22 protein-coding genes are annotated in these 21294 nt (G+C 64.2%); 7 read left to right on the forward strand and 15 right to left on the reverse strand.

The features are described from left to right. Position 1: 1 nt before the first annotated feature. Both DEIPE_RS13120 and argF read right to left on the reverse strand, forming a co-directional pair. Complete coding sequence (locus tag DEIPE_RS13120; protein WP_015236454.1) at positions 2–292, reverse strand: PAAR domain-containing protein; 291 nt, start codon at positions 290–292, stop codon at positions 2–4. A 51-nt stretch (positions 293–343) separates the two neighbouring features. Further along, on the reverse strand, positions 344–1339 hold the full coding sequence (argF, locus tag DEIPE_RS13125) for an ornithine carbamoyltransferase (RefSeq protein ID WP_015236455.1): 996 nt from the start codon (positions 1337–1339) through the stop codon (positions 344–346). Between the two features lie 104 nt (positions 1340–1443). On the opposite strand from argF, the gene DEIPE_RS13130 reads away from it, so the two are divergent. Together DEIPE_RS13130 and DEIPE_RS13135 are read left to right on the forward strand one after the other, a co-directional pair. Further along, positions 1444–2988: a sensor domain-containing diguanylate cyclase gene (locus DEIPE_RS13130; RefSeq protein WP_015236456.1), complete on the forward strand. Its 1545-nt coding sequence runs from the start codon at positions 1444–1446 to the stop codon at positions 2986–2988. Between the two features lie 360 nt (positions 2989–3348). Next, positions 3349–5166 carry a glycoside hydrolase family 15 protein gene (locus DEIPE_RS13135; protein ID WP_015236457.1) on the forward strand — a complete coding sequence of 606 codons (1818 nt, stop codon included), beginning with the start codon at positions 3349–3351 and terminating at the stop codon, positions 5164–5166. 7 nt (positions 5167–5173) lie between these two features. Here the strand turns inward: DEIPE_RS13135 and DEIPE_RS13140 are convergent, their stop codons facing one another. From DEIPE_RS13140 to DEIPE_RS13170, 7 genes are all read right to left on the reverse strand, one after another. Continuing rightward, positions 5174–5590 (reverse strand): universal stress protein, encoded by a 417-nt coding sequence (locus tag DEIPE_RS13140; protein WP_015236458.1) that lies wholly within the window; start codon positions 5588–5590, stop codon positions 5174–5176. Further along, on the reverse strand, positions 5583–7031 hold the full coding sequence (locus tag DEIPE_RS13145; protein ID WP_015236459.1) for a UDP-N-acetylmuramoyl-L-alanyl-D-glutamate--2,6-diaminopimelate ligase: 1449 nt from the start codon (positions 7029–7031) through the stop codon (positions 5583–5585). The genes DEIPE_RS13140 and DEIPE_RS13145 overlap by 8 nt, the downstream gene beginning before the upstream one ends. Positions 7032–7592: 561 nt before the next feature. Continuing rightward, the gene (locus tag DEIPE_RS13150) at positions 7593–8216 is read right to left on the reverse strand and encodes a deoxynucleoside kinase (protein ID WP_015236460.1); all 624 of its coding nucleotides are present in this window, start codon (positions 8214–8216) and stop codon (positions 7593–7595) included. Beyond that, positions 8217–8828 (reverse strand): deoxynucleoside kinase, encoded by a 612-nt coding sequence (locus DEIPE_RS13155; protein WP_015236461.1) that lies wholly within the window; start codon positions 8826–8828, stop codon positions 8217–8219. Positions 8829–8860: 32 nt separating this feature from the next. Further along, positions 8861–9811, reverse strand: a complete 951-nt coding sequence (locus DEIPE_RS13160) for a GNAT family N-acetyltransferase (protein WP_052326704.1) — start codon at positions 9809–9811, stop codon at positions 8861–8863. Between the two features lie 66 nt (positions 9812–9877). Next, the gene (locus DEIPE_RS13165) at positions 9878–10969 is read right to left on the reverse strand and encodes a S1C family serine protease (RefSeq protein ID WP_245557537.1); all 1092 of its coding nucleotides are present in this window, start codon (positions 10967–10969) and stop codon (positions 9878–9880) included. 69 nt (positions 10970–11038) lie between these two features. Continuing rightward, the gene (locus DEIPE_RS13170) at positions 11039–11248 is read right to left on the reverse strand and encodes an FmdB family zinc ribbon protein (protein WP_015236464.1); all 210 of its coding nucleotides are present in this window, start codon (positions 11246–11248) and stop codon (positions 11039–11041) included. Positions 11249–11438: 190 nt separating this feature from the next. On the opposite strand from DEIPE_RS13170, the gene DEIPE_RS13175 reads away from it, so the two are divergent. Next, positions 11439–12224: an enoyl-CoA hydratase/isomerase family protein gene (locus DEIPE_RS13175; protein ID WP_015236465.1), complete on the forward strand. Its 786-nt coding sequence runs from the start codon at positions 11439–11441 to the stop codon at positions 12222–12224. A gap of 9 nt (positions 12225–12233) precedes the next feature. Here DEIPE_RS13175 and DEIPE_RS13180 read toward each other — a convergent pair whose 3' ends face one another. The 5 genes from DEIPE_RS13180 to abc-f form a co-directional block, all read right to left on the reverse strand. Further along, positions 12234–12494, reverse strand: a complete 261-nt coding sequence (locus DEIPE_RS13180) for a hypothetical protein (protein WP_015236466.1) — start codon at positions 12492–12494, stop codon at positions 12234–12236. 313 nt (positions 12495–12807) lie between these two features. Then, complete coding sequence (gene recA, locus DEIPE_RS13185) at positions 12808–13854, reverse strand: recombinase RecA (RefSeq protein WP_015236467.1); 1047 nt, start codon at positions 13852–13854, stop codon at positions 12808–12810. 49 nt (positions 13855–13903) lie between these two features. After that, the gene (gene thpR, locus DEIPE_RS13190) at positions 13904–14458 is read right to left on the reverse strand and encodes an RNA 2',3'-cyclic phosphodiesterase (protein ID WP_015236468.1); all 555 of its coding nucleotides are present in this window, start codon (positions 14456–14458) and stop codon (positions 13904–13906) included. After that, a complete protein-coding gene (locus DEIPE_RS13195) occupies positions 14455–15597 on the reverse strand; it encodes a CinA family nicotinamide mononucleotide deamidase-related protein (protein ID WP_157448867.1) in 1143 nt (380 codons plus the stop codon). Before DEIPE_RS13195 ends, thpR begins: the two co-directional genes overlap by 4 nt. 155 nt (positions 15598–15752) lie before the next feature. Continuing rightward, positions 15753–17357 (reverse strand): ribosomal protection-like ABC-F family protein, encoded by a 1605-nt coding sequence (abc-f, locus tag DEIPE_RS13200; RefSeq protein ID WP_157448868.1) that lies wholly within the window; start codon positions 17355–17357, stop codon positions 15753–15755. Between the two features lie 256 nt (positions 17358–17613). Between abc-f and DEIPE_RS13205 the strand changes: the two genes are divergently transcribed. The 4 genes from DEIPE_RS13205 (at position 17614) to DEIPE_RS13220 (ending at position 20484) form a co-directional block, all read left to right on the forward strand. Beyond that, the gene (locus tag DEIPE_RS13205; protein WP_015236471.1) at positions 17614–18660 is read left to right on the forward strand and encodes a threonine aldolase family protein; all 1047 of its coding nucleotides are present in this window, start codon (positions 17614–17616) and stop codon (positions 18658–18660) included. 93 nt (positions 18661–18753) lie between these two features. After that, a complete protein-coding gene (locus DEIPE_RS13210; RefSeq protein ID WP_015236472.1) occupies positions 18754–19710 on the forward strand; it encodes a CPBP family intramembrane glutamic endopeptidase in 957 nt (318 codons plus the stop codon). A 93-nt stretch (positions 19711–19803) separates the two neighbouring features. Beyond that, on the forward strand, positions 19804–20253 hold the full coding sequence (locus tag DEIPE_RS13215) for a MarR family transcriptional regulator (RefSeq protein ID WP_015236473.1): 450 nt from the start codon (positions 19804–19806) through the stop codon (positions 20251–20253). A gap of 21 nt (positions 20254–20274) precedes the next feature. Next, a complete protein-coding gene (locus tag DEIPE_RS13220) occupies positions 20275–20484 on the forward strand; it encodes a hypothetical protein (RefSeq protein WP_041230901.1) in 210 nt (69 codons plus the stop codon). 38 nt (positions 20485–20522) lie between these two features. On the opposite strand, the gene DEIPE_RS13225 is transcribed toward DEIPE_RS13220, so the two are convergent. After that, positions 20523–21266, reverse strand: coding sequence for an alpha/beta hydrolase family protein (locus DEIPE_RS13225; protein WP_015236475.1), 744 nt, complete (start codon positions 21264–21266; stop codon positions 20523–20525). Positions 21267–21294 lie beyond the last annotated feature (28 nt).

Below are 21294 nucleotides of genomic sequence, written 5' to 3' on the forward strand. Positions count from 1 at the left end.
CCTATCCGCCGATCATGACATTCGGTGCACCCGCCACGATCACGCCACCGTGCACGGTCGGGTCACCTTGGCGCGCCGCCGGGCGACCGCCGATCAGCACGGTCGCGGAGCCGGCGACAATCGTGTCGGGGGGCCCGGCACAGACGCATGCGTCACCGGCCACGGCTGCCGGCAGGCCGGAAATGAGCACGCTGGGCACGCCCGGACCCGAAATCGGGCCGCCGACGTGCGCAACGGTGCCGGTTACCATCGGGCAGGTGTGGAGGTCGGACAGGCGGGCGGCAGATGGCATGTGGTCAGCGTACCTCGTTTGTTCTGAGGATAGGGCGAAAGTGGCGGCAAGTCACCAGCGTGGAAGCTGCCCACCCAGGATGTGATAGAGCAGCGCTTTCTGGGCGTGCAGGCGGTTTTCGGCCTGATCGAACACGAAACTCTTGGCATGCTCGGTGGCCTCGGGCACCACTTCCTCGCCGTAGTGTGCGGGCAGACAGTGCAGAAAGATGCCTTCGGGCGCAATACGTTCGAGCATGTCCGGCGTGACCTGAAAGCCCTGCGAGTAGAACACCCGCTTTTTGCGCTCGGCTTCGCTTTCCTGGCCCATGCTGATCCACACGTCGGTGTAGAGCACCTGAGCGCCCGTCACGGCCTCGTTCACGTCGTGAGTGAGCCTGACCTCGGCCCCCGCCTTCAGGGCTTCCATCAGCACCCGACCGTTGGGCTCATGACCGACTGGAGTGCAGACGGTCAGGCTGGCGCCCGTCAGGCGGGCCATTTCGATGTGGCTGTTGGCGAGGTTGTTGCCGTCACCCAGAAAGGCGATTCTCACACCGCGCGTATCGGGGAAGCGTTCCTCGATGGTCTGGTAGTCTGCCAGCAGCTGCACCGGGTGCAGGGCGTCACTGAGACCGTTGATCACCGGAACGCTCGAGCACTCGGCCAGCTCGATCAGCGTGGTCTGCTCGTAGACGCGGCCCATCACGCCGTCCACCCAGCGCTCCAGGTTGCGGGCCACGTCGGCCACGCGTTCACGGCTGCCCAGCCCGATTTCCTGATTGCTGAGGGTGATGGCGTGTCCGCCCAGCTGGTACATGCCGACGTCGAAAGTGGTGCGGGTACGCAGCGAGGCTTTCTCGAAAATGAGAGCCAGCGCCAGACCTGCCAGCGGACGCGTGCCGCGCCACTCGCCGCGCTTCATGCTGTGTGCGGTATCCAGAACAGTACGCAATTCTCCGGCGCTGAGGTCGAGGCTGGAGAGAAAGTCCCGGCCTTGCAAAATGGGCGTGGGCAATTCCCCGTGTGGTCCGGGACGGTCAGGGTGAGGAGAAGCCGAAAGCGTCATAGAGAATAAGTATACACACTTGGCGCATCTTCATGCAAAACGTTCGGACGGACCAAGGAACGACGCCGTGCGCCAAAAGCCAGTTTGCTAGATTAAGGCGTTCTATGCCTCCTTCGTTGCCGCACGATGAATACCAGCGGATTCAAGCGCTGGCCCGCTATCAGGTGCTCGATACCCTGCCCGAGGAAGCCTTCGACCGCATCACCCGCCTGGCAGCCCGCGTTCTCGATGTCCCGGTAGCCATTGTCAACTTCATCGACGGGCACCGGCAGTGGGGCAAGGCTTGCTACGGCCTGGGGAGCAGTGAGGTGCCCCGCGAGGATTCCTTCTGTGCCTGGGCAATCCTCTCCGACGAGGTGATGGTGGTTCCCGATGCCCGAAACGACGGGCGCTTTGCTGACAACCCCATGGTGACCGGCAGGCCCCATGTGCATCTCTATGCTGGCGCGCCGCTGATCACCCCGGACGGCTATCCCCTGGGCACCCTCTGCGTGACCGACGACCATCCCCGACCTTTTGGTGAACGCGAACGCAGCATTCTGCAGGACCTCGCTGCCATGGTGATCGACGAACTCGAACTGCGCCTGAAACGCCTGGAGCTGGAGCGAGAAGCGCAAGCTTCGGCTCTGCTGATTCAAAGTTTGCGGAAAAACACTTCCTACGCCGAAACGCTGCTGGCCGTTTCGACCCTGCTGGAGCTCGACCTGGAGCCGCGTGAAATGACACAACGGGTCGTTGAGCTCGTTTCGCACGTGACCGAAGCCACTTGGGGCGGCCTGGTTCTCGTCACCGAAAACCAGGCCCAGGTGGTCACCGCCTGGAGCCGCTCGGCCCTCAGTGAAAACTTCGGACGCATCGTCTCGCAGGGCGTTCCCCGCGGACAGGGTCTGATCTGGCAGGCGCTGGAGCGCGGTGAGGCACTGTATATCGAGCGCTACGCCGAGCAAACAGGTGCCTTGCCGGCGCTCATCGAGGTCGGAGTGCAGTCGGCGGCATTCGTGCCGCTCGGTGAGGTCGGCGGCGCCACCTTTGTGTTCTGTGGTGTCCGCCTGACCGGTGCCCAAGGCTGGAGTACCCAGGACCGCGCCCTGATCGAGGCCGCCGCGCGCAGCGTCAGCGTCACCCTGCAGCGCAGCAGGCACCTGAGCGAACTCCAGACTGCCGCGCTGACCGACAGCTTCACTGGTCTTGGCAACCGCCGCGCGTTCGAAATGCACGTCGAAACTGCCTTGCAGGGCTACCCTGCCATCAGCCTGGCCGTCCTCGACATCGACGATATGCGCGGCCTCAACGCCCGCGAAGGGCACGCCCGAGGAGACTTGCTGCTGCGCAGCTTCTCCAACGTCCTCGTCACGGCCGTGGACCACGCGGACCGGGTCTATCGCCTCGGCGGCGACGAATTTGCCATTGTCGTGCGCCCGCCGCCCAGCCCGGGGGTGCAGGATATGGAACAGGACATCGTGCAGCGCCTGGAGCGCATCAGCGAAATCATGGGTCGCACAGGCTTTGAAGGATTCAGCGTGAGTGTGGGGGTGGCCAGTGCGCCAGCTGAAGGGCGCAGCCTCTCGGCGCTGCTGAGGGTAGCGGATGAGCGGATGTACCGGCAGAAGAGGGAACGGTATGTGCGGCGGGGGGAGAGCGGTGAGTGATGGGGTGTGCTGGGGGTGGGGCAAGGAAACCATAAAAATTTCCACCCAAACGCTCCTCCCGCACCAGCTCGCCACACCCTCTGCGCCCCCGTTTACCCCACAACCCACTGCAACACAACCCACTGCAACGAACACCGCCCAAACCGCAGGACCCATTCGCTTCGTAAGCCCATTCGGCCCCGACTGCCAAATCAAAATTCAGGCCCACGCCGCGACATTGCATAAAATTCCGTTTCTCATCCGTATCAGCAGGACGCTCCTGCCGGGCCCTTGCGTCAAGCAAGAGTAAAGAAGTATTGGCGTAATTTTGACGGGTACCCTTTGCCGGCGCGTGATACACCTCGCTCAGGAGGTTTTCTCGTGCCCTACCTGCCCTTGGAAGACTACGGCCTGATCGGCGATATGCGTACCAGCGCGTTGATTGGCAAGAATGGCAGTGTCGACTGGATGTGTTACCCCTGTTTCGACAGCCCCAGCATTTTCTGCGCTTTGCTTGACGACGCCAAAGGTGGGCGTTTCCAGATCGCTCCGGAAGTCGAGGTCTCGTCGACGAGGCAGCTGTATCTGCCTGACAGCAATGTGCTGGTCACCGCCTTCATGTGCGAACAGGGCATTCTGGAAGTCATCGATTTCATGCCGGTGCCTCCGGAGGCCCGCATCACGCCTGATCGGCCTCTTGGTGTGGGTGGACCGCCGCCCCGGCTGGTCCGGCTGGTGCGCGCGCTCACGGGGGAGTTGCCGGTGAAGGCGTCCTGCCGACCGGCCTTTGACTATGCCCGGCAACCTCACGCGCTCGAAGTGCGTGGACGGGACGCCGAGTTCCGCACTCCAGAACTCGCTTTGCGGCTGCGGGCCAGCGTGGACCTCGCAGCAGAGGAAGACGCGGCCGTCGCCCGCTTCACGCTGCGTCAGGGGGAGGACGTTTCTTTCACGCTGGGCGCACATGACGATCCGGTGCCGGAGAACCTTTCGGCCCTTGAGCGCGATACCCTGGACTTCTGGCGAAACTGGATCTCGCAGTGCCAGTACACCGGTCGCTGGCGTGAGGCCGTGTGGCGCAGCGCGCTGGCCCTCAAGCTGCTCACCTTCGCGCCCTCTGGTGCGATCGTGGCGGCGCCGACCACTTCGCTGCCCGAGCACGTTGGTGGAGAGCGCAACTGGGACTACCGCTACATGTGGCCACGCGACGCGGCCTTCACGGTGTACGCCCTGCTGCGCCTCGGTTTTACTGCCGAGGCCAAGGCTTTCAACGACTTCATCGAAGCCCGTTCGCGCGAAGGCGGCAGTGGTATCGTGCGGCCCATTTACCGCATCGACGGCGGCAACAGCCTCGATGAGCAGGAACTGCCGCACCTGGAAGGTTACAGAGGTTCGCGTCCCGTGCGCATCGGCAACGGCGCACACGGCCAGAAGCAGCTCGACATCTACGGCGAGCTGATCGATGCCATCTACCTCTACAACCGTCATGGGGAACCGCTGTCCTACGACGAATGGTGCGAGGTGCGCGCCATGCTCGACTGGGTCTGCGAGCACTGGCGTGAAGACGACGACGGCATCTGGGAAGTGCGCAGCGGACAGCAGCCTCACCTGCTCTCCAAGGTGATGTGCTGGGTGGCACTGGAACGCGGCATCCGCATTGCCAACTACCGTGGGCTGCCCGGTCAGCTTGATCGCTGGCGTGAGGAGCGCGACACCATCTACGAGGAAGTCATGTCGCGTGGCTTTGACCCCGAACTCGGCGCCTTCACGCAGGCCTACGACACGAAGTTGATGGACGGCGCCAATCTGCTGCTGCCGCTTGTCAAGTTTGTCGGACCCCGTGATCCCCGCTGGCTCAGCACCCTGGATCGCAGCCTGGAAAAACTGGCAGTGGGACCGCTCGTGTACCGCTACCGGCTGGAGGACGGCGCGGACGACGGCCTGGAAGGTGAGGAAGGGGCTTTTCTGGCGTGCAGCTTCTGGATGGTGGAGTGCCTCGTGCGCGCCGGGCGCCTGGAAGAAGCCCGCACCAAATTTGAGCAGCTGCTCGCCTTTTCCTCGCCGCTGGGCCTGATGTCCGAAGAGTTCGGGCAAAGCGGATGCCTGCTGGGCAACATGCCGCAGGCCCTGTCACACCTGGCCTTGATTTCAGCGGCCTTTCACCTCGACCGGGCGCTGAGCGGACGGAGCATAGGCTGAGAAACCTCTACAACGCCCGCACGGTCAACACCGGTACCGGCGAATCCCGCACGATGCGGGTAGCGACCGAACCGAACAGCAGCTGCGACAGGCCGCTCTTCGCACCGGTGCCCACCGCGATCAAATCGATCCGGTCGGCGTGCGCCAGCGCGATTTCGGCCGGATCACCGCGCAGCACCTCGCCACCACCCAACTCGGCCAGACGCGTCAGCACCTCGGCTTCCCAGGCGTCCTGTCGGGCCTCACGTACCCTCGGCGTGCCTCCAATGCCCGCCGAGGGTGTCCGAAAGGCTTCAGACAGGTTGGAAGACTCCAGTACATGCAGGAGTGTGATGTCGGCCGTCGGGAAGTGGGTCTTCACCGTTTCCAGTGCCCGCAGCGCCGCCTCGGAGAAGTCCATCATCACCAGCACCCGCTCAAACATGCGCACCTCCCGCCAGGGCTGCCCGGGCCTCTTCAACTTCGTTCCAGGGCAGCAGCACATGGCCACGCTCCAGGGTGTCTTCCGGTCCTTTACCGGCCAGCAACACCGTATCACCCGCACGCGCCTGAGACAGCGCCCGCTGAATCGCGTCGCGCCGGTCAGGTACCAGCTCGAAGTTCTGCCTGCCTGCAGCGCGCGCGCCACGCGCCATTTCAGTCAGGATTTCCTCCAGCGGCGTGTCCCGGTGATCCTCTTCCGTGAAGATCGCCTGATCGGCCAAGGTCGTGGCCACGGCGCCCAATGGGGCGCGCTTGGAAGGATCACGCGCTCCACCCGCCGAGCCGATCACCACGATCAGGCGGCCCGCCGTCGTCTGGCGCAAAGCCAGCAGCGCCTTCTCCAGGCTGGGCGGGGTGTGCGCGAAGTCCACGATGACCCGGCGTGGCCCCCCGGAAACGATCTGCATGCGGCCCGGTACTCCGCCGAACGACGCCAGGCCCGCCTGGAGCTGTGCTGCGTCCGCTCCCAGATGTGTCGCTGCCGCCATCGCCCCGAGGGCGTTCTGAACGTTGAAGCGTCCGATCATGGGCAGCTCCACCCCAAAGTCACCCAGGGGAGACGTCACGCGAAACCGCAGCCCAGCCGCGATTTCCTCGATGCCATGCGCCCGCCAGGTGGCCTCGCTGTCCACCCCGTAGGTCGTGTGATCGCCCAGCTTCAACCGCTCGGTCCACGGGTCATCGGCATTGAGCACCGCAAACCGTGCCCGCTCGATCAATTTGCGTTTCTCGGCAAAGTACGCCTCGACCGTGCCATGGAAATCCAGGTGCTCGCTCGACAAGTGCGTCCACACGCCCACCTCCCACTCCACTGCCCGCAAACGCTCCAGGGCCAGCGCGTGACTGCTCGCCTCTACCACCGCCGCCTGACCGCCGGCCTCAACGATCTCGCGCAGCGTCGCCTGTACCTGAGGCGCTTCCGGCGTTGTGAAGTGCGCCGGAAAGTGCCGCAAAAGCCCATCGGGCAGCTGGTAGCCCACGGTGGACAGCAAGCCCGTCTGCAGCCCTGCCGTCCGGAGCAGATGCAGCGTCAACCAGCTGGTCGTGGTCTTGCCGTCGGTGCCGGTCACACCGACCGTGCGGAGCGTCCGGCTGGGATGCTGCGACAGCTCCGCCGCCAGGTCGGCCAGCGCAGCCCGCGCGCTTGGCACCTGCAGGTACGGCACGGCGCAGGGCCTAGCGTAGCCCTCGCCCGCCACCGCGACCGCGCCACGCTCCACCACCTGGGCGATGAAGTTATGCCCGTCATGCCGCGCGCCCTGAATCGCCACAAACACGTCGCCCGGCTTGACCCACTGCGCGACGTGGGTGACGCCCTCGACTTCGGGGTCGTGGGGTGGGGAGGGGAGGTGGAGGGCAGCGGCGAGGTGGGAGAGCTTCACGGGTTGAGTCTAATGCGGAGAAGGTGGCGGGGAGGGGTTGTCTTTTTCAGTTTTCTTGCGTTTGCCCCACCCCCCAGCCCCCTCCCCAGAGGGGAGGGGGAGCAAAGCGCTGCGCTCGGCAGGTTCCGTTGAAGCGCCGGGTTCCTGGGTGTTTCTCAAGTGGGTGGTGCCGCCGGGAAGTGGCCGAACACCTTCATGACCCGTGGGGTTGGAGGTCGGGACGGTACGGGGCAAGGCGGGGTGCGCCTGGAGCCAGGGCATCTTGAACAAGGAGAGCCCACGAAGGGAGCCCACAAAGGTTGACGTGTGACGGACCTTCAGTGTGCTCCGGCCACGCCCGCCCGGCGCACACCAACTTCCCGGACCACCTTCAACGCCTGCTCTGGTGTGGACGCCCAGGTGGGCCGTTGCCGAAAGGTGGCGCAACATCGCCTTGTGGCGCGCTCCACCTGAACCTGCCGAGCGCAGCGCTTCGCTCCCCCTCCCCTCCGGGGAGGGGCTGGGGGTGGGGTAAAGCAAGAAAACGATAAAAAAACAACCCCCACCAAAACCTCTTCACCATCACCGCAAAAGCGGCACCCCAAACCCCAACCCCTCAATCCGCTCACAAATCCACTCAAACCCTCCCCGCTCCTGCACGAAATCAATCCGGTCGCCTGGAACGCGAATCACGGGCGAGTGGTCGTACAAGGTGACCCATTCGTCGTACAGGCGGTTCAGACTGCGCAGGTAGGCGTCGGGAATGGTCTGCTCGTAATCGCGCCCCCGTTTCGAGATGCGCCCCTTGAGGGTGCCGAGGGATGCGTCGATGTGAATGAGCAGATCGGGCGCACGCAGGGCGGGCAGGATGCCCTGAAACAGGCCAAGGTAGGTTTCCCAGTCACGCGCTTCCATCTGTCCGGTCTCAAAGAGGTTGCGGGCGAAGATACCGGCGTCCTCGAAGACCGTGCGGTCCTGAATGACGCCGCTGGCGCCGTTGATGAGGGCAAGGTGCTGCTCCAGGCGTTTGGAAAGAAAGAAGACCTGACTGTGAAAGCTGTAGCGGCGCATGTCCCGGTAGAAGTCTTCCAGGTAGGGATTCTGATCGAAGGCTTCGTAGACGGGCGCGAGGTTGTAGCGTTCGCTGAGCAGCCCGGTCAGGCTGCTTTTGCCGCTGCCGATGTTGCCGGAAATCGCCAGGTACATTCAGCTCACCACGAGTTCGTCGTGCAGGGCGTCCCGTACGCGCCGCAGAATGGCCGTTTCATCGCTCGGGTTGCCGACGTAGTCGTACTCACTGGCGTCGACGAAGAGCACCTTGCCGTCGTAAGTGCGGAAGTACTCGTCGTAGCGTTTCGTGAGGTCTGCGAGATAAGCGCTTTCCATTGCCTGTTCGAAGGGACGGCCACGCTGCGCGATGCGCGCGAGCAGCAGGTCGCTTTCGGCACGCAGGTAGACGACCAGGTCCGGGCGGGCCAGGCGAGGTTTGAGGTGTCGGTAAAGGTCCTCGTACAGGCTGAATTCGTGATCGCGCAAGTTCATGGCGGCGAAGATGAAGTCCTTGTCGAAGAGGTAGTCTGACACCACGTTGCCCGCGAAGAGCTCGGCCTGGGAAAGCGCCTGAAGCTGCTTGAAGCGGGAGAGCAGAAAGAACACCTGCACCTGGAAGGCAAACGCACTTGGATTTTCATAGAATGCGGCCAGGAAAGGATTTTCCTCGACGATTTCCAGGTTGACGCGTGCGCCGAACTCACGCGCGAGCAGTCGGGTGAGGCTGGTCTTGCCCACCCCGATGGGACCTTCGACAACCAGATACATTGAGGGTCATCCTAGCCGATTTCACGAAAGCCTCAGGTGAGCGGTGGCGGCGCAGGAAGATCGCGCGTCATCACCCAGTGACCGGGGAGCTGCTCGAAACCCAGCGCGTGGTTCACGGCCAGCATGGGCGCATTGATGGACAGGTTGTTGGTGCGCATGCGCGTGACACCTTCCTGGCGGGCCGCCTGAATGGCCAGCAGCTTGAGGGCGCGTGCGAGGCCTTGACCGCGTGCTGGGGCGATGACGCCGGTGAAGCTGTTATAAACCAGGTCGGGAAACTGCGCCAGGGCGGTCAGTCCAAGCCACGTTCCCGATTCATTGCGGGCAATCCAGATCCAGTCGGGGCGTGAAACCGGACGCGTCTGGAATTCCAGGCGAACCTGCTCGCTGGTCCAGCGGGGCAGACCCTGCAGGTCGGGTGTCTGGCTCAGCAGGTCGGCAGCGAAATCGTCGAAGCGCGCCCACTCTTCCGCGTCGGCGTGCTGCATGGTCTGGAAGGTGACGCCGCGCGCCTGTACCTGCGCCAGCTGTGGGGCGAAAGCGTCCCAATCGAAGCTCCCTAAGGGCAGCTCGGAGGCGAAACGGTGCATGTCTTCGCGGTAGCCGTGACGTTCGGCCCAGTTGCGGGAGGTGTCATCCTGATCGAGGATGTTGCCCAGTAACCGTGTGGTGCGGCGCGAGTGCGCGACTTCTTCGAGGTGCGCGAGCAGCCTGCAGCCATGTCCTTGCGTTCGGTGGTCTGGCGAGACGACGACGCTGCCCTGCAGCGCGTCTTTTGCGATGAACGGCCACCAGAACAGCTGGGCAGTCCCCACGAGCGTGGCGTGCTGTTCGAGAACCCAGCGCTGACGGTATTGCGGGGCGGGCCATTCGGATTCCTGCCGGGTAAATTCTTCGAGGGTCAGGGGCCGTGGACGCGTGGGGCTGAGCAGTTCCACCAGACGGCGCGCGTCTTGCGGCGTGGCGGGACGAATCAGGGACACGCCGTTATTGTGACAGGGCGACGCCCGCACGGTGCCAAAAAGCAGTGCGGGCGTCGTGAGGTGGTTTTACTGCAGGGTGCGTTTCAGGAGTTGTGCCCGGACGTTGACCTCGCGTTTGTTGCGCCAGACCTTCAACGTGATGTACTCCCCAGGGCGTTTGGAGGCCACCAGGCGAATCACGTCGAACTGGCTGCGTACCCGGTTGCCGTCCACCGAGACGATTACGTCTCCCAGGGTGACCAATTGTCCTTGCGCGTTGCGCAGTGAGCCACGCAGCCCGGCACGCGCTCCGGTCGATCCGGCGGGAACTTCGTCTACCAGTGCGCCTTCGCTGCTGGTCAGTCCGACACCACGCCGGAAGGCCGGATCGAGGTTTCCAAGGTCCACCAGGCTGACCCCGAGGGTGCCCCGCTGGGGTACGCCAACCTTTTCGAGGTCCTCGACGCTCTGCGCTACCAGATCGGAAGGCACGGCCAGCCCGATCAGCCCTGGCGCCAGGTTGTTGCTGGACAGGTTCGCGTCGGCGATGCCGACGACCGCGCCGCGTGAATTGAGCACCGGGCCGCCTGAGTTCCCGAACTGGATGCTGGCGGTGGTGAGCAGCATGCTGGGAATTTCCAGGCCGATATCCTCACCGGGGGGTGGAGTGCGGGCCGTGGTGGAGAAGATGCCGGTGGAGATGGAATTCTGATAGCGGAATGGAGCGCCGATGACCATCAGCTTCTGTCCGGGAATCAGCTGGGCGCTCGATCCGAACTGCAGTGTTTTGGGAGCGTTCACGCCGCTCACCCGCAAGATGGCCACGTCGATGCCGGGGTCTACGCCTTCCAGGCGGGCGTTGACGGTCCGGCCGTCGTACAGCGTGACGGTGATGCTTTCCTGGTACTGCACCACATGGTAGTTGGTGATGATCAGGTTGGGCTTGTAGAAAAATCCCGAGCCGGTCTCGATGGGGTCTTCGCCGGGTTGCAGCTGCGCTTTCGGAATGCGCACGTCAACCCGGACCACCGCCTTGAGCGCGCTGGAAGTAACTTCGACGGTGTTGATCTCGTCGGGGGTGATCAGGGCTCGCTGGGCACTGACGCGCCCGGAAACGTAGGCGAGGCTGGCGACGGCGGCAAGGCTCCCCATCAAGGCCAGGCGCCGCCACAGCTTCAAGTTCGTTTTCCCCACCAAGATCCTTTCACTGCACTCGCGTGTTGCCCCGCCCGGGGCGCGTTGTGGCGCTCAGTCCGAGCTGGCCGCGCCGGTGCTTTCCTTAGGACGGTTGTCCGTTACATAGAAGCCTGAGCCTCTGAAGGCGATGCCCGGCCGTGCCAGAACTCGTTTGATTTTTTCGCCCGTTTCGGGGTGCGATTCCAGGGCTGCGTCTTTCATGCTCTGTTTGATTTCGTAGATTTCGCCGCTTTCCAAGCCTTTGTAGAGGTACGTTGGCATGTTGGTCCTCCGAAAAATCATGCTAGCAAAAGGTCGACCAGCAAATGTGACCTTGAGAAAGTCTTCACGCACCAGCGTGATGGACGGTGGGTCGTTTGGGACCAAAGTTGTCGGGGAAAAGGCAGTCGACGGCCTCATCAGGTGTGCAGCCAGGGTGACCCTTGGCGTTCCCAGGCGGTACAGTCGTCGCATGTCGAATGTTTTGTCCACGCGTCATGCTGACGTGTGCCTGCTGCAACTCAACCGGCCCGATGTGCGCAACGCCCTTTCTGCCGAGCTGGTCACCGAACTTCAGGTGCTGTTCGCTGCCTTGCGTGATGAGGCGGGAGTGCGCGCCATTGTCATCACTGGTGCGGGCAAGGCTTTCAGTGCGGGTGCCGATTTGCGCGCGCTGTCCGATTTGGGCGGCGCTTCCAGCGAGGCGAACAAGGCGGACTCGGCCCGGCTGGCAGACTTGTTGCAGACCATTTATACGTATCCCAAACCGGTCATCGCGGCGGTGGAGGGCGCGGCTGTCGCGGGCGGCGCGGGTCTGGCGTCGGTGTGTGACCTGATTGTGGCCGGAGAAGATGCGAAATTCGGTTATACCGAAGTCAAGCTGGGGTTCGTGGCGGCCATTGTGATGGTGTTTTTGCTGCGGGTGGTGGGAGAAAAGCACGCACGTGAGCTGCTCCTGACCGGCAAGCTGGTGTCGGCGCCCGAGGCGTGGCGTATGGGATTGGTGAGCGAGGTGGTGGCCGACGGCGAAGCGCTGACGCGCGCCTTATCGCTTGCCGCCGAGATCAGCCGCAATTCCCCCACGGCGCTGGCAACCACCAAGGAGATGCTCTCGCTCGTTCCGGGCATGGGCCTCGCCGAGGCGCTGCGTTACGCGGTGGGCGTGAATGCCTGGACACGGACCACGGATGATCTGCGAGAAGGAGTCAGTGCGTTTCTGGAAAAACGCGACGCCCACTGGAAGACTGAAGAGCGTTGAGCGCTCAGGTCAGCGTGGGGGTGAAGCCACCTTGTAGATCTGCTCAGCGCCCTCCGTGGTGACGCTGATCTTGCCTTGCGCACACAGCGCTTGACAGACCTGCTGAGCCTGGGCGAGGGACAGCCCGACCGCCAGGGCGATGCCTTGCACATTCTCTTTGCGGCCGAGCAGGTGTCCGAGTACCTGAAATTCATAGCGGCGTAAGGTGGCGTCAGGGGCGCCCTGACCAGCAGAAATGGTGGAGTCGGGTGAATGGGGTTGTGCGGTCATGGCTGAACCACCTTTCGCGGGGTCGACGGCAAGAAAAATGCAGCTCATCTGAACGCCACGCCGCAACAAAGCGTGACTCAGGGGAGAGCGCTCTGGTTGTGGGCCAGAAACAGCAGACTGTGACGTGAGTGTGGGTACCACGCTCTTGCGCGCGGCTGTATATAAAAAATCACATTCGGTCTCACGAGTTTCTTACAAACGGTATTGGTGCCGTTCGGTGTGCGTGCAGTACGAGCTTTTTTTGGTGCGCCGCCTCATGAGACAACAGCAGCGGCCCACACAGAGTGGGCCGCTGCTGTTGTCAGGCTGCGTTTTACGCTTCGCCGACCGGATCCCCTTGCGGAGGAGGGCTGATCAGGGTCGGATTGCGCCCTTCGCGGATGGCCGCCAGCACACGGTCACGAATCTCCTGCTCCATCTCGGGGCGTTCGCCGATGTACTGGGTGGCTTTTTCCTTGCCCTGACCGATGCGCTCGTCGCCGTAACTGTAAAAGCTGCCCGACTTCTTGATGATTTCGAGGTCGCTCGCCAGCGTCACGAGGTCGCTGAGCTGATCGAAGCCCTTGCCGAAGATCAGGGCCAGTTCGACTTCCTGAAAGGGTGGGGCGACCTTGTTCTTGACGACCTTGATCTTGACGGTGTTGCCGACCGCGTCATTGCCGCTTTTCATGGGCTGACCGATCTTGCGCACGTCGAGGCGCACCGAGGCGTAGAACTTGAGGGCCCGGCCTCCCGTGGTGGTTTCCGGGTTGCCGTACATCACGCCGATCTTTTCACGCACCTGATTGATGAAAATGGCAGCAGTCCCGGTTTTGCTGAGTACCGCCGTCAGTTTACGCAGCGCCTGACTCATCAGGCGGGCCTGCAGACCGGGCAGGCTGTCGCCCATCTCACCTTCGATTTCGGCGCGGGGTGTCAGGGCCGCGACCGAGTCCACCACCACCACGTCAATCGCGCCGCTGCGTACCAGCAGTTCCATGATTTCCAGCGCCTGCTCGCCGTTGTCCGGCTGGCTCACCAGCAGCTCTTCGGTGTTGACGCCCAGCGCGCGGGCGTACACCGGGTCGAGGGCGTGTTCGGCGTCAATGAAGGCGGCCGTGCCGCCCGCCTTCTGGGCCTGGGCAGCAATCGAGAGCGCCAGGGTGGTCTTGCCACCCGATTCGGGGCCATAGACTTCGGTGATGCGGCCACGCGGAATGCCGCCCACGCCCAGGGCGACGTCGAGGGACAGGCTGCCCGTCGAGATGGTCTGCACGTCGAGCTTGGTTTCGGCACCGAGTTTCATGATCGAGCCTTTGCCGAACTGCTTTTCGATCTGGCTCATGGCCGTTTCGATGGCCTTTGAACGTTCCTTATCCATAAGTGCCTCCGGGGCGGGTGGGGTGAGTGAAAGGACGGTTGCGGCAGCTTCAGTGGGCGTCGGGGAGTTCGCGCTCGGTGACTTTTGGTGAGCCGGTGAGCTTGAACGTCCGGACGGCTTCATAGATCGGCCCAGCCTTGGTCAGCGTGCTGTGGACCAGCGAGAAGTCCGCCACGTCCCAGGCGAGATCGTCCCATTGCCTGGGCGCTACGCGCGGCGCGGGGCCTTTCTTGCGGGCCAGGGTGATGTGCGCTTTGAAGGGCTTGTCGTCAAAGGGAACCTTCAGGCGCGAGCGCACCTGCTGCGCGAGGTCGTCGAGTTGGGGAGCTTCGACTTTCACGAACCAGACCCGTGGACTGCCTTCGTTCGGAAAGTAGCCGCTTCCCCGCACCCGCAGGGAAAAGGCACTCACCTCACGTGCGGCTTCGCGCCCGACCTCGCGCAGGTGGTCCAGGGCTTCCTGGGGCACGTCGGGCAGGTAGGCCAGGGTGATGTGGAACTGGTCCGGACGCACGGCGCGCCAGCTCCCCCGCAGTTCCTGCTGAACGGGTGCGAGCTCGCCGGCGACGCGGTCCGGCACTTTCACGGCGTAAAAGAGCCTCACGCGTTCACCTTCTCGGGCTGGCGCTCGACTTCGCGCAGCTGCTGCAACATCAGCATCAGGACCGAGGATGCGGCGCGTTCGGCCACCAGGGAGCGCTCGGCAGGCCAGTCGAGGCACAGGCTGCGTTCACCCAGGGGACCGCTGAGCGCCACCACGCTGGAGTCACCTACCATGCTCGCCACGCCCCAGTCGGCATGAAATTGCGTTCTGGCCTGCCGGGCCAGCTGCAGGGCGGTTTGCTCATCAAACGGTCCGGATGTTTCGCTGCCGACGACCGTGCCACCCGAAAAGCCTTGCAAAGCCAGCTGGTGCGTCAGGGCGGCGCTGCCAAGCTCGGTGCTGGCAACGCTTTCGCCCCGGGCCTTGAGGCGGCGTGCCACGTTGGCTGCCAGCATTTCTCCGTCGCGGCCATAAATGGATTCACTCAGCGCCGACTGCACCTGCTCCAGGGTAGGCGCGGCGAGCTGCTCGGCAATGGCAAGGGTCTGCGCGCTTGCAGCCACCCGGACGTCCACGCCGTGCCGACGGGCATACGTGGCCACTGAAGGATTGGCCAGCGTGGTCAGCTGGCCCAGCAATTCGGCAATGTGGCTCTCGCCGAGACCCCAGGTGTGCAGGGTGGTGGACCACAAGGCTCTGGCCGGCCATTCCAGCCGTGGCACCACCTGTTCACGCCACATCGGTTGCATTTCGCGCGGCGGACCCGGCAGGGCCACGATGATCTTGCCGCCCTGCCGCACGAACCAGCCGGGTGCGGTGCCCACCGGATTGGGCAGCACCTGGGCGCTGGGAATCAGCCAGGCCTGCTTGCGGTTGGCATCTGGAAAGCTGCGCCCGCGGTTTTCGAACAGGCCGCGGACGTGCCGCAGCTGCTCGTCGTCGATGGTGGGGGTTTCTCCTGCGACCTCGGCGATGGCTTCACGCGTCAGGTCATCGTCGGTGGGGCCGAGACCGCCGCCGACGATGACCAGGTCGGCGCGTGACAGCGCGAGACGCAGGGTGTCGACGATACGCCCCAGGTTGTCTCCGACGACATTTTTGTGATACAAGGTCACGCCGCGTGACTTGAGTTCGCTGGCCAGGAAGGCCGCGTTGGTGTCGGTGATTTCTCCGAGCAGCAACTCGGTCCCTACACTCACGATTTCTGCTATCAGCGTAACCACCTCGGGTCAGTATAACAGAAAACGAAACAGGAAGAAGTCGAAAACATGCGCGCAGTGTAGCCTGCAGTTCGTGGCCAACCGGATGCAAGCCGGACAGTGTCCGAAGATCACAGCCCCCGGCTGCCTCGGATTCAACGCACCTCGCCCGTGGGGAGCGTGAGGATACCGGTGGCCACCTTTTCGACCAGCCTGCGGTCGTGCGACGCGAACAGCACCGTGCCAGGGTACTCGCGCAGCAATTCCTCAAGCGCGCCGATGGCTTCCAGGTCCAGGTGATTGGTCGGCTCGTCCAGTATCAGCAGGGACGCGCGCGTCACGGCCAGGCGTGCAAGAGACAGACGCGTATGCTGACCCCCCGAAAGCCCGCTCAGCACAAAATCCGGTTGGGGTGGCAAGCCCAGCCGGGCCAGCAGGTGGTGCAGGTCCTGGGTACGAAGCGCCGGTTGTGCCGCGCGCAAGGCTTCGTCCTGGGTGCGATACCCGTGCAGCTCCTCGCCATGCTGCCCGGCCCAGTACACGCTGAGGCCATGACCGGTGACCACGCTGCCCGTCGTCGGTGTCAGCTGGCCCAGCAGGGCGGCGATCAGGGAACTCTTGCCGCTGCCGTTCGGACCCCTCAGGGCCAGCTTCTCTCCGCGCCGCAAGGTGAAGCTGAGGTCGGTGAACAGCACTCGCTCGCCGCGGGTGAGGCCAAGACGCTCCACGCGCAGCACGTCCGAGGGTCCGGGCGGCACACCGGGCAGTGGCACCTCCACGCGTGCGCGTTCCTGATAGGGTTTCTTCAGCACGCACATCTGCTCCAGCCGCTTTTCCAGGGCTTTGGCCCGCGAGGCGTTCACGTTCTGGGCGTTTTGCGCCTTGCCCTTTGCGAGCAGCTTGTCGCCGTCGGACGCACGGCTCGGGTTGTAGGTGTTCGCGCTGCGGGCCTTGCTTTGCCGCCGTTGCATCTCCTCGGTGAGGGCCGTACGTTTGCGTTCCTGTGCTTCGTACTGTCGTTCCTGCGCTTCGCGCAGCGTACGCTTGACCGCCATCGCCTCGGAGTAATTGCCCCTGAACTCGTGGAGTTGCCCGCGCTCCAGCTCTGCCACGCGCGTCACGGTCGCATCGAGAAAAGCCCGGTCGTGTGACACGACGAGGGTTGCCGCAGGAGAAGCGCGCACCCACGCCTCCAGCCACGCCAGGCTTTCCGTGTCGAGGTGGTTGGTCGGTTCGTCCAGAAGCCACACCTCGGCACGAGAGAGCAGCAACGCCGCCAGCATGACCCGGCGTCCCTGACCGCCCGAGAGTTCAGCAGTACTCAATTCAGCGCGCAGATCCAAACCAGCAAGGACGGCCGCCGCGCGTCCCTCGAAGTCGTAGCCGCCCAGTACCCGGTAATGCTCTTCGGCAAGCGAGAACGCCTCCAGGTGCGCGGACGTGGGGTCGGTGAGGCGGTCCTGCGCTTTTTCCAGGACGGCGCGGGCAGTGAGCAGCTCCCGTGGTGTCACCGCTTCCAGCACGGTTCCTGCGACGCGCTCGGCATGCTGGCCCAGCAGTGCCACCCGCCCGGACGTGTGCACGCTGCCCACGTCGGGCCGTTCCGTGCCCGCCATCAGACGCAGCAATGTGCTTTTCCCGCTGCCATTCGCACCGATCAGGGCAACTTTGTCGCCCGCGCTCAGCTCAAGCGACACGCCTTCGAATACCTTGTGGTCGCCAAATTGCTTGGCGACACGTTTTACGGAAACACCGTGCATGACCACGCTGACCTCCTCTCGGAGAGAAACGAACGTTCAACTGTTGCGTTCGGTCAGCGGCGTTCGGTCATGCAGCTTCACTCCTACGAGGACGGCGGGCCTTCCCCCAGGAAACCTGGTCGGGACCTGTTCACCTTAACGGGCCTGCTGCGCCGGCTCAATACGTCAAGCGGCATACCTTCACCGGAGGCGCCCGCTTTTCCGGAACCCCGTCCGGGCCTCAATTCGTCGCGGGCTGCGCGCTAGTCTTTACTTCATGACGCAGCTTGACACAGAAGCATCACGCACTCGGCTTTCCAGCCAGGCCATTGACCTGCGCTCGGATACCGTCACGGTGCCCGACGAGCGCATGCGCAGCGCGATGGCGCAGGCCGTCGTGGGCGACGATGTGTACGGTGAAGACGCCACGGTGAACCAGTTGCAGGCGGAGGCCGCTGAACTCATGGGCTTCGAGGCCGGTCTGTTCATGCCGAGCGGCACCATGACCAATCAGGTGGCCATCGCCGTGCACACGCAGCGCGGCCAGGAAGTGATCGTGCCCGAGGGAGCGCACGTCTACGAGTGGGAGCTCGGCATGATGGCGACCTTCTCGGGCGTTGTGCCGCGTTTCGTGCCTGCGCCGGCCGGAGTACCGGCGCCCGAAAGCGTCCGGGCGGGTGTGCGCCGCTCGATTCACCAGAGCCCCACCGGCCTGATCGTACTGGAAAATACCCACAACAAGGCGGGCGGAACGGTCGTACCCCTGGAGGTCATTCACGGGGTGCGCGAGGTGGCGAACTCTGAGGGAATTCCCCTGCACCTTGACGGCGCGCGGGTGATGAACGCCGCCGTCGCGCTTGGTGTGCCGCTGGCCGAGATCACCCGTCCCTTCGATTCGGTCAGTCTGTGCCTTTCCAAAGGGCTCGGTGCGCCGGTGGGCAGCGTGCTGGTCGGATCACGCGAATTCATTGGGCGCGCTCACCGGTACCGCAAGATGATGGGTGGGGGTATGCGCCAGGCAGGGATGCTGGCGGCCGCCGGCCTGCTGGCCCTGCGCGAAGGGCCCGCCCGACTGACACACGATCATCGCCGTGCCCGTGAATTGGCGCAGGCTTTGGTCAACGCCGGATTCTCGGTCGATTTGAGCAGTGTGCAGACCAACATGGTGTACGCGACCGTCCCGGGCGCGCAGGCCCGGGTCGACGCCTGGAGCGCGCAGGGCGTGAAAGCCAATGCGCTGGGACCGGACACCGTGCGTTTCGTGCTGCATCACCAGATCACCGACGAGATGCTCACGCGCGCCATTGCCGTGCTGGGAGCCTGAAACGGGAAGAAGACCAAGCGTGGCAAGGATGATTCCACGCTTGGTCTTTTCGGCTATGACGCCGTTTGCCCGGTCCTCGGTTAGGCTGGCGGCATGACGTCCGAGTCCGGCGCCTCTTTGCCTTCCGCTGCCCCCGAACTGTCCCACCTCAATCCCGTGACCGCCAACCGCGCGATGTTGCTGTACCTGCTGTTCTCGGCGGGACTGCAACTGCTGCTGGGATTGGTTTTCCGCCTGTCCATCGGCGCGATTCTGGTGATCGAAGGGCTGCTGCTGATCATCCTCCTGCCGCTGATGTTTCCGGGAGCGTGGCGTGAACTGCGCCAGCATCACCGATGGCGCACCCCCCCCGACCTGCTCACCATGCTGGGCGCGTTTGGTCTGGGTTTTGTCGCCTCGCGTGCCTTCACGGTGTTTTTGCAGGCGGTTTGGCCGGGCAGCTCCCAGGCTTTGCAGGAGTACAATCTGCAGTTTCTGCAGGGCGGCGGCGTGCTGCTGGTCCTGATCGGCGGCGGACTGCTGATACCCTTTGTCGAGGAATGGGTTTTTCGGGGCTTCGGGCTGACCGGTTACGAGCGGCGGCGATCGCCACTGATGGCGGCCTTGTGGACCAGCCTGCTTTTTGCCTTGATTCACGGCGTGCCGGCACAAGTGCTGGCCGTGCTGCCCCTGGGCTGGGTGATCGCGCGGGCAGTGCAGTTTTCCGGCAGTTTCTGGACCGGGGTAGGAATGCACGTGCTCAACAACTCGCTGTCACTGGGGCTGGCTGCATTGCTGCTCTCCAGTCCCGTCTTCGAGCAACTGCTGCAGGAAAGTGCCTCCAGCGCGCGGGTGTCACTGGCAGCGGGCCTGGCAGCGCTTGTAGTGGCGCTCGCCGCGCTGTGGGGTGCGGCGGCCTGGCTGCGGGTGCGTGAAACGCGTCCAATCGAGCGGGGTCCGCTGTGGTCGGCCAGCCTGCTGGTACCGCTGGCTTTTTTTGTGCTGAGCGCAGCCGTGTCCTTGTCAGGACAACGGCTGTCGCAGTTGATCGGCTTGCTGCGCCCCCAATAAATTGCTGGTCTGGCTGCTGCCCGCCTGGCCCCGCCGACGGGCCTTTATCTGCTTCGTAAGAACCTTGCAAGAAGCTGTTTCGTACCCTGGGGCATGACCGAGGCTCAATTTGGCCCCCTCGTCCACGAGGCCCTGGAATACGCGTTGCTCAGTCGCGCCTGCGCGCATGGTTGCAGCGCGCAGGCCTTGTACGGTGTGGTGCCCGGTGGGCGCGACGCGCTCCTCGCAGCCGTCGCCGTCGGGTATCTGGTTCGGCGTGGCGATCTGTACTTTTTGACGCGCCAGGGAGAAGACCGGCTTGACGTGCTGTTCTTGCGGCTGCATGCCCAGCCGGACGGCGACCTGACCATGCGTGTCCTGCGGCTGCTGTCGGCCATCGGGCCGCTGACCTCCGAGCAGATCGCGCAGGCGCTGGGGGCCAGCAGCAGCGCCACCCAGCGCGTGGCGCAGGAACTGGCCGCCGACGGCTACCTGATTCGCACGGTGGTCAGGATCGGCGCGTCTCGCGGTCGCGGCCGTCATCTTTACGCCCTGGCGGCCTGAAGGTAGTACACTACACCTCTCTTGAAAGGTGAACTGGTGAAACTCCTGTCGCGCGCCGACGTGCTGTTGGCCGGCCGCCCCGAGCTGATGCAGGCCCTGCGCAACGATCCGGCCGTGTTCATCGCCTCACCGCTCAACGGACTGCGCCCGCAACAAAAGCGCAAGGTGCGGGCGGTGGCCAAGAAAATTCACGCGGTGCTGCGGACGCAGCCGCCGTTACTGCCGCTCTGAGTCGAGCTGAGGGTATGTCGGGCTGGGGGTGTGCCGCGTCAACGGAGAGAGGACGCGTCGTAGAAGCGGGCGACTGCTTCCCAGACTTCGCGCAGAACCGTTTCGCCGGGCAGGTGGTCTTCGTCGGGCAGGGTCTTCAACGTGCTGCCGGGCAGGAGGGCGTGCAGCCTGGCGCTCTGCTCAGGCCGCACCTGCCGGTCGGCAGTCGACGCGACGATCAGTACGGGCGCGCGAATCCGCCCGGCCTGATGCAGCGGCGAGCGTTCCTGCCACAGGCCGTCGGCGCAGACTGCTTCGAGGTAACGGGTGACAAAAGAGAAGCTCGTGGTGCGCGCAAAATCCTTAACGTCCGTGGGCGCGTTCAGGACGGCGGTGGCCGTGACCGGGGCGCCCTGCGCCAGGGTGAGCAGCGCCACCAGACCGCCTTGCGAAAAGCCGTACAGATACAGCTGTTGGGCCCCGGTGCGTGCCTGAAGCCAGTTCAGTGCCCGGATGGTGTCGTGAGGCTGCCGCAGGCCGTAGTCGTCACAGCCCCCTGAGCCTCGTGAGCCGCGCAGGGACAGCGTGAGGACGTGAAAGCCACGCTCACGAAAAAAACGCGCGGCATGCAGATGGCTGGAGGCATCTTCGCCCCAGCCGTGCAGCAGCAGCAACGCCCGCTGTGAGGTCCACGCTTCGAGCAGATAGCCTCCCAGCGTCAGGTCGTCGAAGACGAGTTCGACTGGGTGCGCGTCGGGCACCTGGGGCAAGTGCACACCGGCGATGTGCGGGTATTCGTTCATGCCTGCTCCTCTGGCAGACGCAGTCTGA

It is taken from the genome of Deinococcus peraridilitoris DSM 19664 (genome assembly GCF_000317835.1).
Classification (GTDB): Bacteria; Deinococcota; Deinococci; order Deinococcales; family Deinococcaceae; genus Deinococcus_A; species Deinococcus_A peraridilitoris.

Excerpts from the sequence above, each read along its gene's own strand:
- DEIPE_RS13120 (WP_015236454.1), bottom strand. The coding sequence starts at position 292 with ATGCCATCTGCCGCCCGCCTGTCCGACCTCCACACCTGCCCGATGGTA.
- argF (WP_015236455.1), bottom strand. The coding sequence starts at position 1,339 with ATGACGCTTTCGGCTTCTCCTCACCCTGACCGTCCCGGACCACACGGG.
- DEIPE_RS13130 (WP_015236456.1), top strand. The coding sequence starts at position 1,444 with ATGCCTCCTTCGTTGCCGCACGATGAATACCAGCGGATTCAAGCGCTG.
- DEIPE_RS13140 (WP_015236458.1), bottom strand. The coding sequence starts at position 5,590 with ATGTTTGAGCGGGTGCTGGTGATGATGGACTTCTCCGAGGCGGCGCTG.
- DEIPE_RS13150 (WP_015236460.1), bottom strand. The coding sequence starts at position 8,216 with ATGTACCTGGCGATTTCCGGCAACATCGGCAGCGGCAAAAGCAGCCTG.
- DEIPE_RS13155 (WP_015236461.1), bottom strand. The coding sequence starts at position 8,828 with ATGTATCTGGTTGTCGAAGGTCCCATCGGGGTGGGCAAGACCAGCCTC.
- DEIPE_RS13170 (WP_015236464.1), bottom strand. The coding sequence starts at position 11,248 with ATGCCAACGTACCTCTACAAAGGCTTGGAAAGCGGCGAAATCTACGAA.
- DEIPE_RS13175 (WP_015236465.1), top strand. The coding sequence starts at position 11,439 with ATGTCGAATGTTTTGTCCACGCGTCATGCTGACGTGTGCCTGCTGCAA.
- DEIPE_RS13180 (WP_015236466.1), bottom strand. The coding sequence starts at position 12,494 with ATGACCGCACAACCCCATTCACCCGACTCCACCATTTCTGCTGGTCAG.
- recA (WP_015236467.1), bottom strand. The coding sequence starts at position 13,854 with ATGGATAAGGAACGTTCAAAGGCCATCGAAACGGCCATGAGCCAGATC.
- abc-f (WP_157448868.1), bottom strand. The coding sequence starts at position 17,357 with ATGCACGGTGTTTCCGTAAAACGTGTCGCCAAGCAATTTGGCGACCAC.
- DEIPE_RS13205 (WP_015236471.1), top strand. The coding sequence starts at position 17,614 with ATGACGCAGCTTGACACAGAAGCATCACGCACTCGGCTTTCCAGCCAG.
- DEIPE_RS13210 (WP_015236472.1), top strand. The coding sequence starts at position 18,754 with ATGACGTCCGAGTCCGGCGCCTCTTTGCCTTCCGCTGCCCCCGAACTG.
- DEIPE_RS13215 (WP_015236473.1), top strand. The coding sequence starts at position 19,804 with ATGACCGAGGCTCAATTTGGCCCCCTCGTCCACGAGGCCCTGGAATAC.
- DEIPE_RS13225 (WP_015236475.1), bottom strand. The coding sequence starts at position 21,266 with ATGAACGAATACCCGCACATCGCCGGTGTGCACTTGCCCCAGGTGCCC.